Here is a 22,910-nt window from a genome sequence, read left to right as displayed (position 1 = left end):
TGGCGTCTGGATGCCGGCGATGGAAACGATGGATCAGAACAAGGCCGATCTTCTGAATGTGGGAGGCTTGCCTCGCAAGCACACGGCGCGCGGCACAGCCTATCATGAAGTCGGCAAAGGTGAGCCGCTGGTGCTGATCCATGGTGTAGGCATGCGGCTTGAAGCCTGGATGCCACAGATCGAGGCTTTTTCCAGAAGCCATCGCGTCATCGCCGTCGATATGCCGGGTCATGGGGAAAGCGTTGGTTTGCCTCCGGGCAGCAAGCTGGAAGTCTTTGTCGCCTGGTTCGGCGGCTTTCTCGATGAGATGGCGTTCAGTGAGGTCAATGTCGCCGGCCATTCGATGGGTGCGCTCGTTGCCGGAGGGGCCGCCGCCACCTTCGGTGAGCGGATCAAGAGGGTCGCCTATCTCAATGGCGTCTATCGGCGCGATCCCGAGGCCAAGGCGGCCGTGCTGGCACGCGCAGCCGCGATACCGATTTCAGGTGTCGACAAGGAAGGCCCGCTGCTGCGTTGGTTCGGCGATGATGCGCAAAGTGAAGTCGGGCGGGAACTCACGCGGAACTGGTTGAGCCTTGTCGATCCGAAAGCCTATGCCACGGCCTATGCGGCTTTCGCCGGTGGCGATGAGACCTACGCCGATCGCTGGCCCGATGTCGGGGCACCGGCCTTGTTCCTGACGGGATCCGACGATCCGAACTCGACGCCACGGATGGCGGAGGAGATGGCGGCGGCGGCGCCCAAAGGCTGGGCACGGATCGTCGAAGGGCACCGCCATATGGTGAACCTGACCGCGCCAGATATCGTCAATGAGCTGCTTGCCGAGTGGCTTTCATGCGGGGAGGACGCAAGATGACGGCACAAGATTTCGATCCAAGGGCGCTGCGCGACGCCTTCGGCGCGTTTCCGACGGGCGTGACGGTCGTCACCGCGCGCGATCAGGCTGGTCTGCCGATCGGCTTTACGGCGAATTCCTTCACGTCGGTATCGCTTGAGCCGCCGCTTCTTCTTGTTTGCCTCGCCAAGACCTCGCGTAATTTCGCGGCCATGACGAGCGCGAAGCACTTTGCCATCAATGTGCTCTCTGAGACGCAGAAGGCGGTCTCCAACACCTTTGCCCGACCCGTTGAAGACCGGTTCGCCGCCGTCGAGTGGACTTCCGGGGCGGATGGGTGTCCGATCCTCGCCGATGTCGCCGCCTGGTTCGAATGTGCCATGAGCGAAGTGATCGAAGCAGGCGATCACGTTGTCCTGATGGGACGTATCGTCTCGTTCGACAATAGCGGCCGCAATGGGCTGGGCTATGCCCGTGGCGGCTATTTCACCCCGATCCTGGCGAGCAAGGCGGTCTCCGCTGCGGCGGAGGGCAATATCGAGCTGGGTGCCGTTCTCGAGCGCGACGGCGAGATCCTGCTGCTCGGGGACGATGTTCTGGCTCTTCCCAATTGCGAGGGCAGGGAGGGCAGCCCCGCCGATATTCTCGGTCAGTATTTACAGACGCTGACCGGCCTTACCGTGACCGTCGGCTTTCTCTATTCCGTCTATGAAGGCAGGAGCGATGGCAAGCATCACATCGTCTATCGGGCCTTTGCTTCACAAGGTGAGCCGCGCGAGGGCCGGTTCCTCAAGCCGGATGCGCTCAAGACCGCGCATTTCAAGACCAGCTCCACGGCCGATATCGTCTCCCGCTTCGCGCTGGAAAGCCAGATCGGCAATTTCGGGGTCTATTTTGGCGACGAGACCTCCGGCATGGTGCGACCGGTTTCCGGAAAGGCGGTGCGGGCATGAAATTCTCTCTCTTCGTTCACATGGAGCGCCTCGACGCGAACCAGACGCATAAAAGCCTCTATGAGGAGTTCGTCGCGCTGTGCGAGATCGCCGACAGGGGCGGCATGCACGCGATCTGGACGGGCGAGCATCATGGGATGGATTTCACCATCGCGCCCAATCCCTTCGTGACCATCGCCGATCTGGCGCGGCGGACATCGCGGGTAAGGCTTGGCACCGGAACGGTAATCGCGCCCTTCTGGCATCCGATCAAGCTTGCCGGCGAGGCCGCCATGGCCGACATCATCTGCGACGGCAGGCTCGATATCGGCATTGCCCGCGGCGCCTATTCCTTTGAATATGAGCGATTGTTGCCGGGTCTCGACGCCTGGGGCGCTGGTCAGCGCATGCGCGAGCTGATCCCGGCCGTCAAAGGCATCTGGCAGGGGGATTACGCCCATGAGGGCGAGTTCTTCAAATTCCCGTCGACCACCTCGGCGCCAAAGCCGCTGCAGCAGCCCAATCCGCCGATCTGGGTTGCCGCGCGCGACCCGAATTCGCATGAATTCGCCGTCGCCAATGGCTGTAATGTCCAGGTGACGCCGCTCTGGCAGGGTGACGATGAAGTCGAGGCGCTGATGGGGCGGTTCAATGATGCCTGCGCCAAGAACCCTGACATCGAGCGGCCGAAGATCATGCTCCTGCGTCATACCTATGTCGGCTCGTCCGAGGATGACATCGCGCAGGCCGCCCATGAGCTCAGCGTCTATTACAACTACTTCTTCGCCTGGTTCAAGAACGAGAAGCCGATCCATCAGGGCCTGATCGAGCGCATCCCGGAAGAGGACATTCGCGCTAATCCCATGCTGTCGGATGCGGTCATGCGCAGCAACAATGTCGTCGGCGATGCCCAAACCGTGATTGCCCGACTGAAGGCCTATCAGGCGATGGGCTACGACGAATATTCCTTCTGGATCGACACCGGCATGTCGTTTGAGCGCAAGAAGGCATCGCTCGAACGCTTCATCGCCGAGGTCATGCCGGCATTTCAGGAGTGAACGCCATGCAGCGCTTCCAGTATTACATCGACGGCGAATTTGTGGATGGGGAAGCCCGCTTCCAGAGCATCGATCCCGCGACTGGCGACGTCTGGGCAGAAATGCCGGAAGCGCGGGAGGCTGATGTCGACCGCGCCGTCGATGCCGCCGAAAAGGCGCTTTACGAGGGCCCCTGGGCAAAGATGACGGCGACGCAGCGTGGCAAGCTTCTCTACAGGCTCGCGGATCTCATCGCGGCCAATGCACGGAAACTTGCCGAACTGGAGACGCTCGACACCGGCAAGATCATCCGCGAGACTTCGGCGCAGATCGCCTATGTCGCCGACTATTATCGCTACTATGCCGGCATCGCCGACAAGATCGAGGGCTCCTACCTGCCGATCGACAAACCGGACATGGATGTCTGGCTGCGCCGCGAGCCAGTCGGCGTCGTAGCCATGGTCGTGCCGTGGAATAGTCAGCTTTTTCTCTCGGCGGTGAAGATTGGACCGGCGCTCGCTGCGGGCTGCACCATGGTCGTCAAGGCGTCCGAAGATGGTCCGGCGCCGTTACTGGAATTCGCGCGCCTGGTTCATGAAGCCGGCTTTCCGGCCGGCGTCGTCAACATCATCACCGGTTTCGGCCCTTCTTGCGGCGCGGTACTCGGGCGGCACCCCAAGGTCGCGCATATCGCCTTTACCGGCGGACCGGAGACGGCACGCCATGTCATCCGCAATTCGGCCGAGAACCTTGCTTCGACCTCCTTGGAACTGGGCGGCAAATCACCCTTCATCGTCTTTGCCGATGCCGATCTCGAGAGCGCCGCGAATGCGCAAGTCGCCGGCATTTTCGCGGCGACTGGTCAAAGCTGCGTTGCCGGCTCGCGGCTTATCGTCGAGGCCAGCGTCAAGGACGCCTTTCTGTCGATCCTCAAGCGCAAGGCCGAGGCGATCCGCATCGGTTCACCGCTCGACATGGCGACGGAGGTCGGCCCGCTAGCAACGAAGCGCCAGCAGGATCATGTGGCCGCTCTCCTCGAGAAATCCATTGCGAGCGGCGCTCGGCTGATCACCGGTGGCCAGAAGCCAGACGGCGTGGGTTATTACTTCCCGCCGACGATCCTCGATTGCGATGGCGTCAACTCGCCGTCATTGGCCGAGGAATTCTTCGGGCCGGTTCTGTCGGTTGTCTCGTTCGAGAGCGAGGCAGAAGCCTTGAGGCTTGCAAACGATACCCGCTATGGCCTGGCATCCGGCGTGTTCACCCAGAACCTCACGCGAGCCCATCGCCTGATGAAGGGCATCCGCGCCGGCGTCGTCTGGGTCAACACCTATCGCGCGGTATCGCCTATCGCGCCCTTCGGCGGCTTTGGCCTTTCCGGCCATGGCAGGGAAGGCGGTCTTGCCGCGGCGCTCGATTATACGCGCACCAAGACGATCTGGCTGCGCACATCGGACGATCCGATTCCCGATCCCTTCGTCATGAGGTGAGACCGATGTTTTACGAGATCCGCACCTACCGGCTGAAGAACGGCACGACCCCGCAATATCTGAAGGTGGTGGAAGAGGAAGGGATTGCCATCCAAAAGGCCCATCTCGGCGATCTCGTCGGCTACTTCTACTCGGAAATCGGTGTCATCAACGAGATCGTGCACATCTGGGCCTATGCAAGCCTCGACGATCGCGAGGCGCGGCGCGGGCGGCTGGCCGCCGACCCCAAATGGCAGGCCTTCCTGCCGAAGATCCGCGACCTGATCGAACAAGCGGAAAACAAGATCATGAAGCCCGCCGGTTTCTCCCCATTGAGATGAACGGCGGGTGCGTAAGGCATGCCTCTAAAAACCGAAAACAAGGACAAGGGAACATGAAAGCAGGAATTGCACTCGCGGCCTTTGCCGCCATGATGGCCGCATCCATGCCCGCCAAGGCCGACACCATGGTCTTCACGAGCTGGGGAGGAACGACGCAGGACGCGCAGAAGGTCGCCTGGGCCAACCAGTTCACGGCAAAGACCGGTATCGGCGTCATGCAGGACGGCCCAACGGATTACGGCAAGTTGAAAGCAATGGTCGAAGCCGGCCAGGTGAGCTGGGACGTCGTCGACGTCGAGGGTGATTATGCCGCGCAGGCCGGCAAGGCGGGTCTGCTCGAAAAGCTCGACTTTTCCGTCATCGACAAGTCCAAGCTCGATCCGCGCTTCGTCAGCGACTATTCCGTCGGTAGCTTCTATTATTCCTTTGTTATCGGCTGCAACGCCGATGCGGTCAGCGCCTGCCCGAAGACCTGGGCTGATCTCTTCGACACGAAGAAATTCCCCGGCAAGCGCACCTTCTACAAATGGTCCGCGCCCGGCGTCATCGAAGCGGCGCTCTTGGCCGATGGCGTTCCCGCCGACAAGCTCTATCCGCTCGATCTCGATCGCGCCTTCAAGAAGCTCGATACGATCAAATCCGATATTGTCTGGTGGTCGAGCGGCGCGCAATCGCAGCAGCTGCTGGCCTCGGCCGAAGCGCCTTTCGGTAGTCTCTGGAATGGCCGCATGACCGCACTTGCCAACAGCGGCGTCAAGACGGAGACCTCCTGGAGCCAGAACATCACGGCAGCGGATGCCCTTGTCATCCCCAAGGGTGCGCCGAACCTCGAAACGGCGATGAAATTCATCGCGCTCGCGACCTCGGCACAGTCGCAGGCCGATCTGGCGAGGGCCACCGGATATGCGCCGACCAACCTCGGCTCGGCGAGACTGATGGACCCTGAAATAGCCAAGACCTTGCCGGACCAGCAGACCGCCAGTCAGGTCAATGCCGACATGAATTACTGGGCCGCGAACAGGGATGCGATCGGCAAGAAGTGGTACGCCTGGCAGGCGCAGTAAGCGGCGGAGATGACCAGACCACCGCGGACAAATCTCCGCGGTGGGGCATGCGAGGTCCAGGCCTGTGCGTAGCGATCGCTGCTCAACAGCGCCCATGGTGGGAAAGGATTGCCATGTCGACATACGTAGACGTCGCGGACGCGGCCGCACCGGCGCGCAAGACGGCAGGGTCGACCGGATTCGCGCAGGTCGCGCCGGCCCTCGCCTTCGTCGCGATCTTTTTCATCTTTCCGGTCATCGCGTTGCTTCTGCGCAGCGTGATGGAGCCGGCTTTCGGCTTCGGCAATTACGCCGAATTGCTGGGCTCAGAAACCTATCTGAAGATCTTCGCCAACACGTTCATCGTGTCGGGCGTCGTCACCGTCCTATCGCTGTTGATCGGCTTTCCCGTGGCATGGACGCTGGCGATCATGCCGTCGCGCTGGTCCTCGGTCGTCTTTGCGATCCTGCTGCTGTCGATGTGGACGAACCTGCTCGCGCGCACCTATGCCTGGATGGTGCTTTTGCAGCGTACGGGATTGATCAACAAGATGCTGATCGGCATGGGCCTGATCGACAAGCCGCTTGCCCTCGTCAATAACCTGACCGGTGTGACGATCGGCATGACTTATATCATGCTGCCCTTCATCATCTTGCCGCTCTACGGCGTCATCAAGAAGATCGATCCGGCCGTGCTGCAGGCGGCGGCGCTGTGCGGTGCCAGCCGTCTGCAGTGCCTCACTCGCATTCTAATACCGCTTGCCGCTCCCGGCATGATGGCAGGAGCCCTGATGGTGTTCGTCATGTCGCTCGGCTACTACGTCACGCCGTCGCTGCTTGGCGGCACCGCGAACATGATGCTCGCCGAACTCATCGCCCAGTTCGTGCAATCGCTCGTCAATTGGGGCATGGGCGGCGCGGCCGCCTTCGTCCTGCTGGTCGTCACCCTGACGCTCTATGCCGTCCAGCTGCGGCTCTTCGGCGTTCAAAGCACGGGGGGACGCTGAGATGTTGCTGAATTTCGATCGTCTCGGCTGGTGGAAATATGTGCTGCTTGCCATCACCGTCCTGACTGCGGCCTTTCTTCTTCTGCCGATCCTGTTCATCGCCGCCTTGTCGTTCGGCTCATCGCAATGGTTGATCTTTCCGCCGCCGGGCTGGACCTGGCGCTGGTACGCGGAACTGCTTTCCGATCCGCAATGGCTGGCTTCCGCCTGGACGAGCTTCAAGATCGCTTCGATCGTCACCGTGCTTTCGGTGCTGCTCGGTCTTGTGACCTCCTTCGGCCTGGTGCGCGGGAAGTTCATGTTTCGTGATGCGCTGAAGGCACTGTTCCTGACGCCGATGATCCTCCCCGTCGTCGTGTTCGCCGTCGCTCTCTACGCCTTCTTCCTGCGAATTGGGCTGGGCGGCACCTTAGTCGGCTTCGTGTTGTCCCATCTGGTTCTGGCGCTACCCTTTTCCATCCTGTCGATCGCCGGCGCGCTCGAAGGCTTTGACAAGTCGATCGAGGATGCCGCCGTGCTTTGCGGCGCATCTCCGCTCGAGGCGAAGATCAGGGTCACGCTGCCCGCCATCAGCCACGGATTGTTCTCGGCTGCCGTCTTCTCGTTCTTGACGTCCTGGGATGAGGTGGTCGTTGCGATCTTCATGGCGAGCCCGACGTTGCAGACGCTGCCCGTCAAAGTCTGGGCGACGCTCCGGCAGGACCTGACGCCGGTCGTCGCTGCTGCCTCCACACTTCTCATCCTTTTGACGGTCATGTTGATGACGCTGGCCGCGATCGTGCGCAAGGTTCTAAGAAAATGAGCGAATCCTTCCTGAAGATCAAAGGCATCCGCAAGGAATATGGTCCCGTCGTCGCGGTCCACGACGTCAATCTCGAGGTCAAGCGCGGCGAGTTCCTGACCTTTCTCGGCCCCTCCGGCTCGGGCAAGAGCACGACGCTTTATATCCTCGCCGGTTTCGAGAACCCCACCAAGGGCGATATCCTGCTGAACGGCGAGACGCTGCTGTCGACGCCATCGCACAAGCGCAATATCGGCATGGTGTTCCAACGCTATACGCTATTTCCGCATTTGTCCGTCGGAGAGAATATCGCCTTTCCGTTGAAGGTGCGCCGCAAGCCCAAGGCAGAGGTCGACAGTCGTGTCAGGGAAATGCTCCGCCTTGTCCGGCTGGAAGGCTTCGAGGATCGCAAGCCCGCGCAAATGTCCGGCGGCCAGCAGCAGCGCGTCGCTCTTGCGAGGGCACTCGCTTATGACCCGCCAGTGCTTTTGATGGACGAGCCGTTGTCGGCTCTCGACAAGAAATTGCGCGAAGAAATCCAGCACGAGATCAAAAGGATCCACGAGCAAACCGAGGTAACGATCCTCTATGTGACCCACGACCAAGAAGAGGCCCTGCGGTTGTCCGATCGCATCGCCGTCTTCTCCAAAGGCATCATCGATCAGATAGGAACCGGCCCGGAACTCTACGCCAATCCACGCACTCGTTTTGTCGCCGAGTTCATCGGCGACAGCGACTTCATTTCCTGTCATCTGCTTTCATCGGACAATGGCCAGGCGACGATCTCACTCGGCGACAAGATCATCTTCGACAGCATCCCGGTTCACGGCCGGCCGGCGTCGGGGAGCAAAGCGGCGTTGATGTTGCGGCCGGAACGCATCCGGCTCGGGCGCGAGGCGGGTGTGAGCAAGGGCCTCAGCGCGACCGTCAACGATATCACTTTCCTCGGCAACAACGTGCATGTGACGACACGGATCGCCGCCGGCGAAACCTTGTCCGTGCGCCTGCCCTTCGGCCACGAAGCCATCTCGGGTCTTAGCCGCGGCGATAACGTGCATCTGGAGTTCGATCCCGACGCCGCGCATGTCTTCTGTTAGCGCTGACCGGAGGCTGGCGTTGTTGAAGCGCGATGAAGACAATGGCAGCGAGGACGGCAGCGCTATTTACGCCAGAGTGCGTTCTATACCATGTAGAGCTTCCCGGATTTGTATTGCGCAGCCGCCAGCCGTTTTTCATCGATGAAAAATACCCTGCAGATTTGGTTGTTTATCGCCCTGGCATCTCTCCCTATGTCTGCCTGCAACGATAGATGATCGTGGAGGACGACATGCTGACTAAACCGGATAGCACGACCACAATGACGCTCTGGAATGGCCGGGAAATTCCACGCCTGGGCATGGGATGTTGGGCGATCGGCGGACCGTTTTATGCTGGCGATGTGCCGCTCGGCTGGGGTGACGTCGATGATGATGAATCGGTCCGTGCCATCGACCGGGCGGTGGATCTCGGCATTCGCTTCTTCGACACCGCCTCGAATTACGGGGCTGGTCATTCCGAAGAGGTGGTCGGCAGGGCGATCGGCAATCGGGACAATATCACCATCGCCACCAAATTCGGCTTCGCGACGGACGAGAGGACCAAGCAAGCCACGGGCGCCTTTTCCGATCCCGCCTTTATCCGGCGGTCCGCTGAGACGTCATTGCGCCGCTTGCGCCGCGATCGTCTGGATCTGCTGCAGTTCCATCTTAACGATTTTCCGCTCGAAGCTTCTGACGAGGTATTTGAGACACTCGAAGCGCTCAAAGCCGAAGGCAAGATCGATGCTTTCGGCTGGAGTACGGATCATCCGGACCGCGCCGCACGTCACGTGCATCGCTCAGGGTTCGTTTCGGTTCAGCATACGATGAACGTCTTCGAGCCTGTCCCGGCGATGATCGATGTCATCGAGCGTAATGGTCTGATTTCCATCAATCGCGGTCCGCTCGCCATGGGGCTGCTCAGCGGCAAGTTCACGCCTGACAAGGCAGTCGGCGAAAAGGATGTGCGTGGTGCGAGCCTCGACTGGATGGTCTACTTCAAGGACGGCAGGATTGCTCCCGAATTCGCCGCGCGCCTGGAAGCGGTCCGCAATCTGCTGACTGAGGGCGGCCGCACGCTCACACAGGGTGCGCTTGCCTGGTTATGGGCGCGTTCGCCGCGCACGCTGCCAATTCCCGGCTTCCGCACGGTTGCTCAAGTCGAGGAAAACGCCGGAGCCCTGGCCAAGGGACCGCTGCCGGCAGATGTGATGGCGGCGGTCGATCAGGCGCTGGCGGGTCTCCAGTCGTCGCCCCACGAATAGGCTGACGGGGCTGACGGGTTAGGTCTCTTTGCCGTCGTGTCGCGGCCGCAATAAACCAGCGGCGATGCGTTCTCAATTGGAGTTTCGTTTAGCCGCAGGCAATCGTAATCGCGCAAGATAACCTTGTGGATTTCAGTGGCTGGTGATCTGGGTTGGAAGGGTCGCGTGTTCGTATCCCATCAAGAGCACAATTGTTGTCTGCCGAAGAGATTCATGCTGATTGGCGCACGATCATCTTACCGGGACGCGAATACCTACCTTTATGATCAAATTCATGGCGTTTGCAAATCGATGGGAATTGCACAGGTAATGCTAGCTTGCGGAGGAAGGCGCTTAAATAGCTATAATTATACTTCGATGAAATAAAATCAGCTTAAGATTGATTTTGTCTATTTTTACAACTATGCGCTCGGTCCATATCGCGCTCTATAGTCAAATGCTGATTTCGTCCGGATCTTGCTATGGCTCTAGCTGCGAAGCGCCTTTTCAAGGTCCTGAAGAACCGTTGAGCTGAACGGCCCGGCGCCATTTTCGGCAGCGCTCTGATATTTCTCAAGATATTGCTGAAGCTGTTCTGTGGTAATCTCGCTCGCCCCCGAAAACATATCGCCACCCGAGCCGAATTGCGCTGAGGATATCCTCATGTCGGACATCGCGAAGACCATTGCGCCCGCCTGATCGACAGCCGAGCCTGAATAGACTTCATTACCTTCGGCATCGTACCAGCCACCTCTTTTGTCATTTGCCGGCGTCAGGCCCGTCGTCTTTTTGATGAGGTCCCAATCTGATTGGGTCATTGCGTCCGACATGAGGCCGCCGCCATTTGCGACCAGTGTATCAGCGCCTGACGCAGTCGATGTGCCATCGACACTCGCCTTTGCGAGGCTGCTTTGAAAAGACGAATAGCCCTGGCTGTAGCTCACGCCACCTAGAGACGATGAGGCCTGGAAATTACCCTCGGTTTCGCTGCCATTCTTATCTTTTGAGCTCTTGTCTAGGGCGTACCGCCGAGCGATTAAAAGAATTGACTGGATAACACTTCTTGAGGCGACTTGCACGATGGACCTCCATTCAATCTATCGAAAGCTGACAATACGCCAACAATTAGCGTCAAATATTCACGTAGAGAGTGGAGCTTGTGTGATCCTTTCTACGAAAGATTGAAAACAACAAACCTGACACGGAGATTTTGTTGATTGAACTCAAGAGCCCGAGCAGAGCTTATGGAGGCGAATCGAGATTGACTGTGCTGCAAGACGTCAGTCTGCGTGTCGCGGCTGGTGAATTCCGCGCGCTGATCGGCTCCTCGGGGTCTGGCAAGACGACGTTGATTAACCTGATCGGACTACTCGATAGACCGACAGCGGATGATATCGAAACCACCGGCCTAGCACAAATCGGATGTCAAACGATTCTCTTGCTGGCTTACGCAATCATTGGTTTCGTTTTTTCAATAGTTTCATCTTTTGCGATGGCATAGCGCCCTGGCCTGCTTGTTACATGGCCGCGTTGGTTGTTCCGGATCCCGGCAGTACACTGATCGCAGTTTCCCGCGCGCTCCCTCTCTATCGTCTGGACCTGACACGATATCAACCCGCGTTGTCTCAGATGAGCGATCACCTCCTCCGGAGAAGTGGTTGTCAGGAAGCATAGATCATCGCTGCCAACAGTCTCGTGATCTGCCGTAAACCATTCCTGCTTCGTGATCCGAACTGGCCGAAGGTTGATCCATTGAGAGCCGAACAAGAGAGCTGTTCGAGGACGATCTCGGTCAGTTCCGTGCTCCAGCCTTTTCATCCCCAGAACCTTCCACATGCAGTACGTCGGAGGTTTCAACTTCGGCGACGTTGATGACGAGATGATCGAGGGCGGATATTTCCATGGCTCTTCTTTTGGATGTCCTGAGGCCTGCCCTGTTTGCGGCGCTGGCGATCATATCGAGGCCTGATCTCCAAATATGGGAAATGGACGAGATCGACGGGCCGCTGAAATACCTCGATCCGACGGCGGTCAATCGATAATGACGTTAGCACCTTCGGCCGTTAAGCGCGCCAACCCGTCTTTCATCTGACGGATCTGTTCCGCCGTATGACCCCGCCAGTTCACGACCTCTCCGATCACCCGCAACGGGTCCCTCGATCGATAGGAGAGGGTTGGGTTTCCCGGAAATTTCTTGTCGGTCACGTTCGGATCATCGAACCAGGCACCGGTTGGCTCGACGACATAGATGCGTCCGGGTTTTTCACCCGCGGCCAATTCAGCACCCCAAATCGCCGCATCCATCGTGCCTGTGAAGTATACCCATGATAACTGCGTGTCGGCGGCGAAATTGGACGGGTAGCCGACGGCGATCATGCCCCTGGGCCGCAGATCGGCGCGGGTACCGTGAAAAAACGATTTGAAAAGGTGGTTGCAGCTACCGACATGGCTCTATCTCCTTTTGCGCGTGAACCTTGCTGTGCGTGGCCGCGTCATTTACTCGGCTCGCACGGCCCGGAACTTCCGCACCCTGGCATGTGATCCACACGTCCTGTCAGAGCACCAGCGCCGATAACCATTACGTGAGTGGTCGAGGAAAAGCCAACCGCAGTTCGGACCTTCGCATGCCCGGATCGGGCGGCGATTCCGTCGCGATGTCAGCAAATCCGCGGCCAGCCAGCCGACGCGAGTTGAAATTGCGTCCAGATGGTCTGCGGGCGATTGCCGCCATTCGATCGCCTCACCGACGTCGACCAATCTGCGCTGCGCCTGCGCGCGCCTTGCGACCTGGTCGAGCAGCTCAAGGTCTTTCATGCGAACCGGCTCGTCGCCAGCTTCGGTCAAAAAAATTCGATGGAGGGTCTCTCGCAGCTCCCTGGCACGGAATAACTCCCTATCCGCTTCAGAAGGCGACTTTGTCGCCAGCGAAAGCAGGGTGCGTTGCTCTTCGTCATCAATGACCTCGAGGCGCCCAGCCCAGGAAACCAGGTCGCTGTAGCTGTTCAAGAACTCCGGACCCCATCGCTCGCCACGACTATCGACCGTGTTGACGAAGTCGAGTGCGGGGTGGCCGCCGAGCAGGCTGATCTCGCCAATGTTTTTCTGTCTTGTCATCATAGGGAATATCGGATCGCGGAACGATTTGGGCAAGAGCTAGTTGTAACGGTCTATAGCATATTTATCCGTTACATGAATTGGAAACCCCATGGCCTATCGTTTGAACAGGAATCAGCTCCGCTTTCTGATGCTGTGCATCATCTGGGGCAGCACGTGGATCGCGAGCAAGGCCGGCATCGAAGCCGTTCCACCGTTGCTTTTTGCGGCAACGCGCTTCGCCGCGGCGGGGCTGTTGCTGCTTGTTTATGGCTTGATTAAGGGCGAGGCTGCGGGCTTGAAGATCGAAGATGGCATCCGCTTCATCGCTATCAGCATATTGATGATCACTCTGTGCTACGGGCCGCTGTTCTGGGGCATGCAGTATATCGACACCGGCACGGCCGCGGTTCTGGAGATGTCGCTGACACCCATCGCTCTTTTGTGTTTCGCCTTGTTGTTACGGGAGGAAAGGCTCGACGTCAGGCGGATCCTGGCAATCACGCTCGGGGTATCAGGTTTGGTGGTTCTGTTCTGGCCGTCGGCGGCAGGCGGAAGCGGATCGAAATCGGAAGCATTCGATGGTGCGAGCCTATGGGGCGGGCTGGCGGTCTCGTCGGCGGCGTTTACCTATGGCTACGGCTCGGTGCTGGCGCGACCGTTGCTGCGATCCTATCCAGCGGTTTTCGTTGCCGGTATCACGACGCTGGTCGGTGGCATCGCGCTGATGGTCGCTGCACTGATATTCGAGCCGGGTGCTGTGGCCGCTGTTTCAGGAAACTGGGGCACGAGCGCCTGGACGGCTTGGTTCTTCCTTGTGATCTTTGGTTCGCTGGTCGGGTATACGACGTACATGCGGCTGTTGCGGGATATCGGCGCCTCCCGTGCGGGCAGCTATGCCTTCGTATCTCCCGTGATTGCCGTTGTGCTCGGCGCGCTGTTCTTTTCTGAACAGGTTACCGTTTCCGACGTCATTGGCATCATCGTCATGCTGACCGGCGCCTATCTCGCCATGGTCGAGGCGCCGACCGCCAGACGTGCGCCGGTCGAAAGCTGACGTTGGGGCACAACAGAAAGGCCGAACAATGGAATACCTAAAGGCGACGCCAGAGCATGATGATATCCTTATCACGCATTACCTGGCAATCTGGGACAGTTACGGCACTCCGCCGGATGCGACACGAAAACAGCGGTTCGATTCCCTTCAGCTGCCCGGACCCAGGATGACGAGCTGGTAGGTTCGGCTCCCCATCAAGAGCAAAAGCTGGGCACGCGGGCGGTTGCTCGTGCCGAGCATGTCCGACGCGCGGCGACCTTTTGCGGCTCCTCAGACGTGAAGGCAACACGGCGATGCTAGTTTGTGGGAAAGCTTCACTCGGCCACAGCACGATTGGCTTTTGACGGGGGGAAGAATGCGCCCACTTCGCCTACCGCTTCATCGATGCGTTTGGTGAGTTGTTCTGACGAGATCGTGTAATCGATGAAATCCCGCTCCGAGGCATAGATCGCGGTTGGCGGCGTGTGAGCCATGAAGAACCCAAACAATGGGCGAAGCTGGTGCTCCACCATGAGCACGTGACGATCGCCGCCGCCTGTTGCTGTGATGAGGATCGGTTTCGACTTCAGCTCATGGGGGGCGATGAGGTCGATTAGATGCTTAAAGAGGCCAGGATATGTACCCTTATAGGTTAGAGCACCGACGATCAAAATATCGGCGTCGACAATCTCCTTGATGACATGCTGCGCCTTGTCATCGAGTTCTTTGCGCCAGAAGAGAAGTACCGAGCGATGGCCCGACATCAATCATGTCGTAAGTCACCCTATCAAAGCCGTAGCGATCGCTTGCGCGTCCGGCGACATGCTGCACGAGCGCTGTGGTTTTGGAAGGCCGACTAAAGCTTCCAGATATCGCGGCGATCCTAGGGGTTCCCATATCTTTCCTTTCTGTCGGTTTGCGGGGCCGCAGGCCCGCTCAGTGCTGCCCTTTCGGTAATGACGGGATAGAATTCGCCAATATCTCGCGTGCCTGGGGAATGGCCATCGATCGCAAGCCTCGCTGCTGCCCGCTGGAAGGCTGCGTTGATAGGTGCTGCGACGCCGTGAATTCTTCCTAGCCGGACGATTTCGCCGTTCAGATAATCGACCTCGCTTGAGGTGCCGCGGGTGAAGCTTTGCCAGGTCGATTGCTGGCCGGGCTTGATGCCGCTCTCTGGCGCGACGCGCCAGGACGAGATGTCGATCGTCCACTCCGAGGGGGCTGCCGGATCGTAACCGGCAGCAATGAGAACGGCGCGTGCCTCTTGTGCCAGGCCGGCTGCGGCTCTTGAGCGGAGCTCGGGAGAGCCTGCGAACAGTTCGACCGCATTGGTGACGTTGTGTTCGAGCTTAGCTGCCTTCCATCGCGGGATGTCGGGGCGCGCTTCGGCGAGATAGCCCGCCTTTGCAAGATCGGCGACGATTGACACTGTCGTGTCGTCGAGCCCTTCGGGGTAGCGGCCGAGGGCGACGATGCCGACATTTGGCTCGCCTCCGACAACCACCTCGCCAGTGATGGTGTAGCACGCCGGAATACGGATACTGGCCGCATAGACACGATCGAAGCGCCGCAGCGCGATATCTTCCGCGGCGAGCCCGTTTTGCAACGTTACGAGAGGTAGTTCCGATGCAAAGCCTGTATTCTCGACCTGCCGCCAGGCCCAGAATTTCGTGGCCGACTCTACATCCTGTGCCTTGACCGCAAGGACCAGAATATCACCCGGGCGAAGCGTTGGTGGCGAAGCTGTGTCGGCGGTGTTGAGCCGGAGCACACGGTGTGCGCCCGGCCGTCGATACGAGAGACCGTGAGCGGCGATATGGGCAATCTGGGCGCCGCGTCCAACGAGTACATAGGGAATGCCATGCGTTTCGAACTCGGCAGCAAGGCTCGCGCCGACCGCGCCGGCACCGATGATGATGTAGCGTGTCATGATCAGGCCGTCTTCAATACGGTGAGACTGACCGGAGGCGCCAATGGCGCGTCCCTTTCGCTCTTCCAACGTTCGAAGGCGGCGCGCCCGAGAATGGAAATGGATGTATCTTCCTGCGGCGCATGGACAAGCACCGACTGAATGTCCCGGAAATGGCGTTCCAGTCCCAGTTCGTTGCCGAGGCCGGGATTACCAATGCCGCGCACGGCAATCTGGACCGCGTCGCGCAGCTGCCGGCCGGCGAGCAGTCGGGCCCGTATGTGCTTTTCGGCCTCGGCTTGCTTGTCCTTCAGGGCATCGAAAATGATCTGCCGGGCGCCGGAGACGAGAAGGTCGATTTCACCGGAAAGCGTCACGAAGCGTTCAGTGCGTGCAATCGCGTGGCCAAGATTGGTCGGAACACGCTCGTGGGCAAAGCGGATGAACGCCTCCTGTGCCGCCTCGGCCACCCCGAGATAGAGCGCGGTCAGCGCCAGCGTAATCGCTGCGTGGGCACGGTTGTCCTGCTGCGCGACAGATGGATCGACCAGATCGATGACGTTCTCCAGCGGGATTTCCACATCGGTATATTCGACATCGTGAGAGCCGGAGGCACGCATGCCAAGGCTGTTCCAGTTCTCGATGACGCGGATGCCCGGAAGCTTGTTCGGAACGACGAATGTTCCCACCTGGGCGGGTGTTTCATCGGTGTGTGCCCAGACCAGGAAATGGGTCAGTCCGTGCGCGCCGGTGACGAAGCGCTTGCGGCCGGTGATAGACCAGCCGGAGGCGGTACGGCGAGCGACCGTCGCCGGCAGGCCGCCACGGGCGGGTGAGCCGAGCTCGGGCTCGACACGCGCGGCGTTAAGAAGCAGCGGATGCTGCTTGGCCTGTGCGAGCAGGCTCGTATAGAGATCCTCCGGCCAATGGCTTTTTGTTGCCTGGCCGAGGTGGCTGAAGATCGTCATCGCGCTGATGAGCGCGACCGACGGATCACCCCGGCCGAGCGCCGCAAGGATCGTCGCGACCTCGTATAGGGTTGCGCCGGCGCCACCATATCTCGCCGCGACGGTGCTTTCGAGCAGGCCGCTTTGATGAACCGCGCGGATACCGACCCATGGGAAGTCCCCGGTCCGGTCCGCCTCCGGGGCAGCGTCCGCAAGAGCACGCGTCGTCGCCTTCAGCAGGCCTGGATCGAAAGGCGTGTCATGGGCGATCATCAAGCCGCGGCCTTCTTCTTTGCCTCTTCCCGTTCGCGTATGCCCTCACGCACCAGCGGCAGGATGTAGCGGCCGTAGTCGACGGCGTCGTTGAAGTTGTCGTAGCCGCGGATAGAGATCAGGTCGGCGCCGAGATCGATATAGTCGAGGATCGAATCGGCGATCGTGCGCGGCGATCCGACAAGCGCGGTGGTTGCCCCGGAGGCATTGGTCGCAGTAACCGTCGGATACCATAGGGCGCGATCATGGACGTCGCCGCGTGCGGCAATGTCGAGAAGCCGCTGCGATCCGACATTGGCGGGGCGAGGGGCGGTGGGCGGCGCGCGATGAAGGCCCTTTTCCCGGTTTTCCTTAAGGCGATCGAGGACCCGGTGGGCTTTTTCCCAAGCCAGTTCGTCGGTCTCCGCGACGATCGGACGGAAGGTCACCCAGATTCGAGGCCGGTCGGTCCTACCGGCCTTTGCCGCCTCGGCATAGATCCGCTCGATCTGCTGCTTGGTTTCCGCCAGAGGCTCGCCCCACAGTCCGAAGATGTCGCAGAGAGAGCCGCCAATGCGGTAGGCGGCGTCCGATGATCCGCCGAGCGAGATCGGGATCAGTCCGTGCGTCGGGCGAACGGCACTGCGGAATTGCTTGAACCGGTAGTATTTGCCGTCGAAATCAAAGGGCTCCGTTGAGCTCCATGCAAGCCGCAGGATACGGATATATTCCTCCTGCCGCTCGTAGCGCTGCTCCTTGTCGAGGAAGTCGCCCTCGCGCGCCTGCTCGTCATCGCTGCCGCCGGCTATGAAGTGGACAACCACGCGCCCGCCGCTCAACTGGTCAAGTGTGGCAAGCGATTTGGCCGCGACCGTCGGATAGACGGTATTGGGCCTGAGCGCGACGATGATCTTGATGTTCTTCGTATGCGCAAGGACGGTGGCGCCAATGGTGAATGGGTCGAAGGAGGAGGACGAGTAGGGGATCAGCGTATAGTTGAAGCCGTAGTCATCGAGCGCGCGTGCATAGCGCTCGAGATAGCTGGGATCCACCGGAGCATCCGGGATGGGATTGAGATCGTTCGAGGCGTTGGGAAAGCTAACGCTGATGAATTCCGCGGACATGGGAGCTCCTCTGATTGTCGAATGTTGGACAAAAGTTAGGCGGCAGCTAAGAAGTAAGGAAGACAGGTCTTTCTATTTCCATTGAAACTATAGAAAATATTCCCTAATCGCTCCCGCGGAAGATCTGGCCGGGCGGCGGCCTTACCAGTCGGGCGACCAACCGAGGCTTGGAGCGACGGTTTCAGTAAGATCGGTGAGCAGCCGGATGTTCTCGGCAAGGTCGAAGGCAGGCGGCAGAAAGAGGACGACTTCGTCGGCCGCGGCAAGGCCGGGATCACTGAGCACCGCTTCCATGACCTGGTCCGGCGTGCCGTGGAAGACCGGTGAGATCTGGCTTCCTGGCGGCTGATTGGTCCGCGAGCTCGGCTCAAGCGCGCCCTTCGGCCGCGATGCCGCAATGCCTTGGGTGCGACGCTCGAGATCATAGGCGGCGTATTTTTCGCGAAGGTCCGGCGTGGTGCCGACCAGGATCGACGCTGCCACGGCAACAGGCGGCGGCTCGCTTGTCTGTTCCCTCCGCCAGGTGGCTCGGAAAGCCTCGATGCAGCGCGCCTGATAATCTGCGAAGCTCTCACCTTCGGCGTGATCATGCTGTACGGTTCCCGCTATCAGCCCGATGCCGAGTTCGGCGGCTTGTATCGCCGATCCAAGGCTGGCGGAGCCCTGTCTGATGCGCGAGCGAAGGGTCGGACTATGCGGCGTCACTCTGAGTTGGCTGCCCTCCGCGGCACCCTGGCCGAGTCCTGCGATGGTGTGCAGAACTTCGCCTGCGATCGCGGAAAGAAAACGGGCCTGACGGCGCTTGGCTTCCGTCCGGGCATCGGTATCGACCGTGCCGAAGACGGCATCGAAGGCGGCGTTGGAGCCGGTCGAGATCGCCAGTTCCAGCCGGCCGCCGATCAGGAGATCTGTCGTGCCTGCGGCTTCCGCCAGCAGGATGGGGTCCTGATAGCGCATCGGAATGACGGCCGAACCGAGGACGATATGGCTGGTGTGTTGGCCGGCTGCGGCAAAGAAGGGGAGCGGTGAGGACAGATAATGGTCGAAATGGCGCTGATAGGCCCAGCCCGACTGGTAGCCCAGACGTTCGGCCGCCTTGAAAAGTTCGATGCCCTCCCGCAAGCCGTGAGCAGGCCCGGTCTCGTCGTTGAACGAGACACGCGTGTTGAAGCCAAGCCGCTTCTTCGGACGGAATGACGCGGACGGCGCCGCGGCGGGGGCGATGACGGTCATGCAATCTTTTCCTTGTCGAAGATCTGCCGGTGCTGCGGGGGGTGGGTGCGTGTGAAACGTGCGGCACCCGAAGGGATCGATTCCAGCAGCGAGCGCGTATAGGCCTGGCGGGGGGTGTCGAAGATCTCTCCGACGGTGCCATGCTCGACGATGCGTCCGCGCTGCATGACCGAGACCGTGTGGGCAAGCTGGCGCACGAGCGCCAGATCATGCGACACGAAAATATAGGTAAGGCCGAGCTTGACCTGCAGCGACAGCAGTACCTCGACAATATCGGCCTGAACGCTGACGTCGAGCGCGGAGGTAGGCTCGTCAAGCACGATCACGTCAGGTTTCAGGACAAGCGAGCGGGCAATGGCGACGCGCTGGCGCTGGCCGCCAGACAAGGCGGCGGGCTTGCGGGACAGGAGATGCTCTCCCAGCCCGACGTCTGCGAACGCCTTGCGCACCGCAAGCGCCCGCTCCTGATGGGTCCCGATCTTGAAGCGGTCCAGCGGCTCGCGCACGAGCCTCTCGACGTTCCAGGTCGGATCAAGCGATGTGAAGGGGTTCTGGTAGACGAGCTGCAGGTGCCGCCAGACAGAGCGCAGCTGTTCGGGTGATCGACCGTTGACCTGTTCGCCGCCAACAGTGATCTTCCCGGCGTCGAGCTGCTCAAGCCCGAGCAGAAGCCGGATCGCCGTTGTCTTTCCGGATCCGGATTCACCGACCAGCGCATGCGTCGTTCCCGCCTGAACGTCGAACGAGACGTCGTCGACGGCGGTCAGCACCTTGCCGTCGACGGTGAAGGTCTTCGTTACGCCGCTGACTTCGATCTTCGGTGTCTTTTCACGCGGGGCGCCAAGATGCCGGAAACCGGGCTCTCGCAACGGCCGGTACCGGTTCGGGTTGAGTGCCGGCACGTCGCCGTGAAGTTTTCTGGCGTAAGAGGAGGAAGGCGCGGAGAATATCGTAGCGGTACTGCCAGCCTCCTGGACGATGCCGTCCTTGAGGACCACGATGGAATCCGCGCGCTCGGCTGCGATCGCCAGGTCGTGGGTGATCAGGAGAAGGCTGATCTGCAGTTCCTCCTGCAACTTCGACAACAGGTCGAGAATACGCTTCTGGATCGTCACATCGAGCGCGGAGGTCGGCTCGTCTGCGATCAGCAGCGACGGCCGCGGCAGAACGGCGAGCCCGATCAGCACGCGCTGGAGCATGCCGCCGGAAAGTTGATGCGGATAGGAGTCGTAGACGCGCTGCGGATTGTCGAGCCCGACCTGTGCGAATGTCTCGAGAACGAGTGCCTTGCGAAGCGCCTTGTCCGCTTCGTCCAGCAGTGCGGCCGCTTCCATCGCCTGCGCGCCGATGGTGCGGACCGGGTTCAAGGAGTTGCCGGGGTCCTGCGGCACGAAACCGATCCTGCGTCCCCTGAATGGACGGAAGCGGCGCTCCGGAAGCCCCAGAAGCTCCTGGCCCTCGAATTCGACGCGGCCCGTGGCGTGTCCCGCTGCGGGAAGCAGTCGCAGGACGGCGCGGGCGATGGTCGATTTTCCCGATCCGGATTCGCCGATCAGCGCGAGACCTTTGCCGCGTCCAAGCTCGAAGCCGACATTGCTGACGACCCTATGGGTACCGTAGGCGACCGACAATCCTTCGGCCCGCAGCAGCGGGGTCGATGGGCGGTTTGAAAGCATGGTCAGTCTGTCTTGCGGAGCCATCGGCTGATCCTGTTTACAGAGAGGACGGTTGCGATCGTGACGAGGGCCGGGGCATAAACCAGCCAGGGCCATTTGAGGTAATCCTTGCCGATCGAGATCAGCAGACCCCAGTCGGAAGCCGGCGGCGGATCGCCGTAGCCAAGGAAGGCGAGGCTGGCGATCACCAGGATGGAATCGCCAAACTGCAGGACGGCAAGCGGCAGCACCGATCGCGATGCGTTCGGAAGCACGTGACGCCACAGAATGTGCCAGCGCGAGCCACCGAGGAGGAAGGACGATTCGACGAATGTAGCCTGTCGGGTCTTGATGACTTCGGAGCGCATCACCCGGGCAAACAGCGCAACGGCTGAGACGCCCGTCGCGATTGCCGCATTGGTCGTGTCGAAACCGATTGCGGTGACGACGATGACCGCCAGCAGGAATTTGGGGATGGCCAGCAACACATCGACGAGCCGGGCAAAGACCGTGTCCACCCAGCCGCCGAAGAAGCCGGCCAGCAGTCCCATAATTCCGCCGGCGACGACGCCGATGACGACCGCGATCAGTGCGCTCGCCACCGAAGAAGCCGTGCCATGGACGACGCGTGCGTAGAGGTCGCGGCCGAGATGGTCAGTACCGAACCAGTGTGCCGCGCTTGGGCCGAGCAGCTTTTGAGTGGGAGTGCCGTTCACCGGATCGTAATGGGTAAACAGGCCGGGCGCCAAAGACCAGCCGATCGCCAGAGCAACGACCAGAAACGAAAGGATGACGACGGGCGGCACGCGCAGGCCCGTCAGACGGCTGAGCGCGGTCGTGCGGGGGGTGGAGGAAACAGAGGCAAGTGTCATGGGGTCAGCCCCTTGGAGATGGGGAGAGAGCTGTCGTCGGCGGTCGTCGGACGGCGGTCTTGCCCGCCGAGAAGTTTGACGCGCGGATCGAGCAGCGGATAGGTAAGGTCGGCGATCAGGTTGACGACCACAAAGACCACTGCGGCGAGCGAGACGACGGCTTGCAGGACCGGCAGGTCCTGCGTGCTGACCGACCGCTGCACCAGGCTGCCGAGCCCGTTTCGGCCAAACACCGTCTCGGTTATCAGCGAGCCCCCGAGCAATTCGCCGATCGTCAAAGCGACGACCGTGATGACCGGAAGCGATGAGGGCTTGAGTAGGTGCATGACGAAGAGACGCATCTGGCCGAGCCCGCGTCCACGTGCGACGGCGGCATAATCCTGGCTGGATTCATGGTCGAGATTGGCAATCAGGACTTCGGCGATCTGTGCCGAGATCGGAATGCCGAGGGCGATCGCCGCGAAAAGCGTTGCCCAGAAACTGTCGGGCTGGATGACGCGAAAGACGCCGAGCTGAAAGCCGAAGAGATGGATCAGCACCAGGCCGATCACGAAGTTCGGAACCGACAGGAACAGCGACGGGAAGCCGCGGAGCAGTCCCTGGCCAAGCCGCCGGGGCAGAAATTGCGTGCCGTAGGCGATGATTGCCGCCAGGAACAGCGCAACCGTGAGCCCCGCCGAGGCAAGCACGAGTGTCGACGGCAGAACCTCCGCAATCAGCGTTGCCACCGGCCGGTTGGTTCGCATCGACAGACCAAGATCGCCAGTCACGAAGCCGGAAAAGGCGTTCCAGAGCTGCACGGGGACCGGCTTGTCCAATCCCTGCGCGGCGATGATCTCCTTGATCTCATCCGGGGTGAAGCCGTTCTGCGGGTTGTTCAGGACGTTGGTAATCGGATCGCCGGGCAGGATACTGACGACGACAAAGGTGAAGACATAAGACAACAGGATCACGACGATCGCTTGCAGGAGCCGCTTTCCGGCATACACGAAATAGGCTTTTCTCATGCCCATCACCTCTGTGT

At 60.5% G+C, this 22,910-nt stretch carries 22 protein-coding genes and 2 pseudogenes; 13 read left to right on the top strand and 11 right to left on the bottom strand.

Annotation, left to right across the window (positions count from 1 at the left end; genetic code table 11):
* Positions 1–19 precede the first annotated feature (19 nt).
* The 10 genes from AC13QY_RS05755 to AC13QY_RS05710 all read left to right on the top strand — a co-directional run bounded on the left by AC13QY_RS05755 (position 20) and on the right by AC13QY_RS05710 (position 9,786).
* Positions 20–856, top strand: a complete 837-nt coding sequence (locus AC13QY_RS05755) for an alpha/beta fold hydrolase (RefSeq protein ID WP_488492865.1) — start codon at positions 20–22, stop codon at positions 854–856.
* On the top strand, positions 853–1,788 hold the full coding sequence (locus AC13QY_RS05750) for a flavin reductase family protein (protein ID WP_488492864.1): 936 nt from the start codon (positions 853–855) through the stop codon (positions 1,786–1,788). The genes AC13QY_RS05755 and AC13QY_RS05750 overlap by 4 nt, the downstream gene beginning before the upstream one ends.
* Positions 1,785–2,825 (top strand): LLM class flavin-dependent oxidoreductase, encoded by a 1,041-nt coding sequence (locus tag AC13QY_RS05745; protein ID WP_113354663.1) that lies wholly within the window; start codon positions 1,785–1,787, stop codon positions 2,823–2,825. Before AC13QY_RS05750 ends, AC13QY_RS05745 begins: the two co-directional genes overlap by 4 nt.
* Positions 2,826–2,830: 5 nt before the next feature.
* Positions 2,831–4,294, top strand: a complete 1,464-nt coding sequence (locus AC13QY_RS05740; RefSeq protein ID WP_488492863.1) for an aldehyde dehydrogenase — start codon at positions 2,831–2,833, stop codon at positions 4,292–4,294.
* Between the two features lie 5 nt (positions 4,295–4,299).
* Positions 4,300–4,614: an NIPSNAP family protein gene (locus AC13QY_RS05735; protein WP_488492862.1), complete on the top strand. Its 315-nt coding sequence runs from the start codon at positions 4,300–4,302 to the stop codon at positions 4,612–4,614.
* 53 nt (positions 4,615–4,667) lie between these two features.
* Positions 4,668–5,678 carry an ABC transporter substrate-binding protein gene (locus tag AC13QY_RS05730; RefSeq protein ID WP_488492861.1) on the top strand — a complete coding sequence of 337 codons (1,011 nt, stop codon included), beginning with the start codon at positions 4,668–4,670 and terminating at the stop codon, positions 5,676–5,678.
* 113 nt (positions 5,679–5,791) lie between these two features.
* Positions 5,792–6,664 (top strand): ABC transporter permease, encoded by an 873-nt coding sequence (locus tag AC13QY_RS05725; RefSeq protein ID WP_113396225.1) that lies wholly within the window; start codon positions 5,792–5,794, stop codon positions 6,662–6,664.
* Position 6,665: 1 nt separating this feature from the next.
* Entirely contained in the window at positions 6,666–7,466 is an 801-nt protein-coding gene (locus AC13QY_RS05720) for an ABC transporter permease (RefSeq protein WP_113354667.1), read from the top strand.
* A complete protein-coding gene (locus AC13QY_RS05715) occupies positions 7,463–8,542 on the top strand; it encodes an ABC transporter ATP-binding protein (protein WP_113354668.1) in 1,080 nt (359 codons plus the stop codon). The genes AC13QY_RS05720 and AC13QY_RS05715 overlap by 4 nt, the downstream gene beginning before the upstream one ends.
* A gap of 230 nt (positions 8,543–8,772) precedes the next feature.
* Entirely contained in the window at positions 8,773–9,786 is a 1,014-nt protein-coding gene (locus tag AC13QY_RS05710) for an aldo/keto reductase (protein WP_488492860.1), read from the top strand.
* Positions 9,787–10,253: 467 nt separating this feature from the next.
* Here AC13QY_RS05710 and AC13QY_RS05705 read toward each other — a convergent pair whose 3' ends face one another.
* Complete coding sequence (locus AC13QY_RS05705; protein ID WP_488492859.1) at positions 10,254–10,844, bottom strand: hypothetical protein; 591 nt, start codon at positions 10,842–10,844, stop codon at positions 10,254–10,256.
* Positions 10,845–10,978: 134 nt separating this feature from the next.
* Here AC13QY_RS05705 and AC13QY_RS05700 point away from each other — a divergent pair, with 134 nt between their 5' ends.
* Together AC13QY_RS05700 and AC13QY_RS05695 are read left to right on the top strand one after the other, a co-directional pair.
* Positions 10,979–11,266, top strand: coding sequence for an ATP-binding cassette domain-containing protein (locus AC13QY_RS05700; RefSeq protein ID WP_488492858.1), 288 nt, complete (start codon positions 10,979–10,981; stop codon positions 11,264–11,266).
* A gap of 400 nt (positions 11,267–11,666) precedes the next feature.
* Positions 11,667–11,807, top strand: coding sequence for a hypothetical protein (locus AC13QY_RS05695; protein WP_488492857.1), 141 nt, complete (start codon positions 11,667–11,669; stop codon positions 11,805–11,807).
* Here AC13QY_RS05695 and arr read toward each other — a convergent pair.
* Together arr and AC13QY_RS05685 are read right to left on the bottom strand one after the other, a co-directional pair.
* Positions 11,797–12,212, bottom strand: a pseudogene (arr, locus tag AC13QY_RS05690) (NAD(+)--rifampin ADP-ribosyltransferase). The gene AC13QY_RS05695 and the pseudogene arr overlap by 11 nt on opposite strands.
* 49 nt (positions 12,213–12,261) lie before the next feature.
* Entirely contained in the window at positions 12,262–12,882 is a 621-nt protein-coding gene (locus AC13QY_RS05685; protein ID WP_488492856.1) for a CGNR zinc finger domain-containing protein, read from the bottom strand.
* An 88-nt stretch (positions 12,883–12,970) separates the two neighbouring features.
* On the opposite strand from AC13QY_RS05685, the gene AC13QY_RS05680 reads away from it, so the two are divergent.
* A complete protein-coding gene (locus AC13QY_RS05680; RefSeq protein WP_488492855.1) occupies positions 12,971–13,915 on the top strand; it encodes a DMT family transporter in 945 nt (314 codons plus the stop codon).
* 314 nt (positions 13,916–14,229) lie between these two features.
* On the opposite strand, the pseudogene msuE reads toward AC13QY_RS05680, so the two are convergent.
* From msuE to AC13QY_RS05640, 8 genes and pseudogenes are all read right to left on the bottom strand, one after another.
* Positions 14,230–14,791, bottom strand: a pseudogene (msuE, locus tag AC13QY_RS05675) (FMN reductase).
* A complete protein-coding gene (locus AC13QY_RS05670) occupies positions 14,778–15,824 on the bottom strand; it encodes a ketopantoate reductase family protein (RefSeq protein WP_488492854.1) in 1,047 nt (348 codons plus the stop codon). Before AC13QY_RS05670 ends, msuE begins: the two are co-directional and overlap by 14 nt.
* A 2-nt stretch (positions 15,825–15,826) precedes the next feature.
* Complete coding sequence (locus AC13QY_RS05665) at positions 15,827–17,023, bottom strand: acyl-CoA dehydrogenase family protein (RefSeq protein WP_488493385.1); 1,197 nt, start codon at positions 17,021–17,023, stop codon at positions 15,827–15,829.
* The gene (locus tag AC13QY_RS05660) at positions 17,023–18,126 is read right to left on the bottom strand and encodes an LLM class flavin-dependent oxidoreductase (protein ID WP_113390737.1); all 1,104 of its coding nucleotides are present in this window, start codon (positions 18,124–18,126) and stop codon (positions 17,023–17,025) included. Before AC13QY_RS05660 ends, AC13QY_RS05665 begins: the two co-directional genes overlap by 1 nt.
* Positions 18,127–18,267: 141 nt before the next feature.
* Positions 18,268–19,359 (bottom strand): LLM class flavin-dependent oxidoreductase, encoded by a 1,092-nt coding sequence (locus AC13QY_RS05655; RefSeq protein WP_488492853.1) that lies wholly within the window; start codon positions 19,357–19,359, stop codon positions 18,268–18,270.
* Positions 19,356–21,059, bottom strand: coding sequence for a dipeptide ABC transporter ATP-binding protein (locus AC13QY_RS05650; RefSeq protein ID WP_488492852.1), 1,704 nt, complete (start codon positions 21,057–21,059; stop codon positions 19,356–19,358). Before AC13QY_RS05650 ends, AC13QY_RS05655 begins: the two co-directional genes overlap by 4 nt.
* Positions 21,038–21,886 carry an ABC transporter permease gene (locus tag AC13QY_RS05645; protein WP_488492851.1) on the bottom strand — a complete coding sequence of 283 codons (849 nt, stop codon included), beginning with the start codon at positions 21,884–21,886 and terminating at the stop codon, positions 21,038–21,040. Before AC13QY_RS05645 ends, AC13QY_RS05650 begins: the two co-directional genes overlap by 22 nt.
* The gene (locus tag AC13QY_RS05640; RefSeq protein ID WP_488492850.1) at positions 21,883–22,893 is read right to left on the bottom strand and encodes an ABC transporter permease; all 1,011 of its coding nucleotides are present in this window, start codon (positions 22,891–22,893) and stop codon (positions 21,883–21,885) included. The genes AC13QY_RS05645 and AC13QY_RS05640 overlap by 4 nt, the downstream gene beginning before the upstream one ends.
* Between the last annotated feature and the right edge of the window lie 17 nt (positions 22,894–22,910).

The sequence above is a fragment of the Martinezella sp. CNPSo 3795 genome (assembly GCF_057784475.1).
This window is presented reverse-complemented; position numbering and strand designations above follow the sequence as displayed.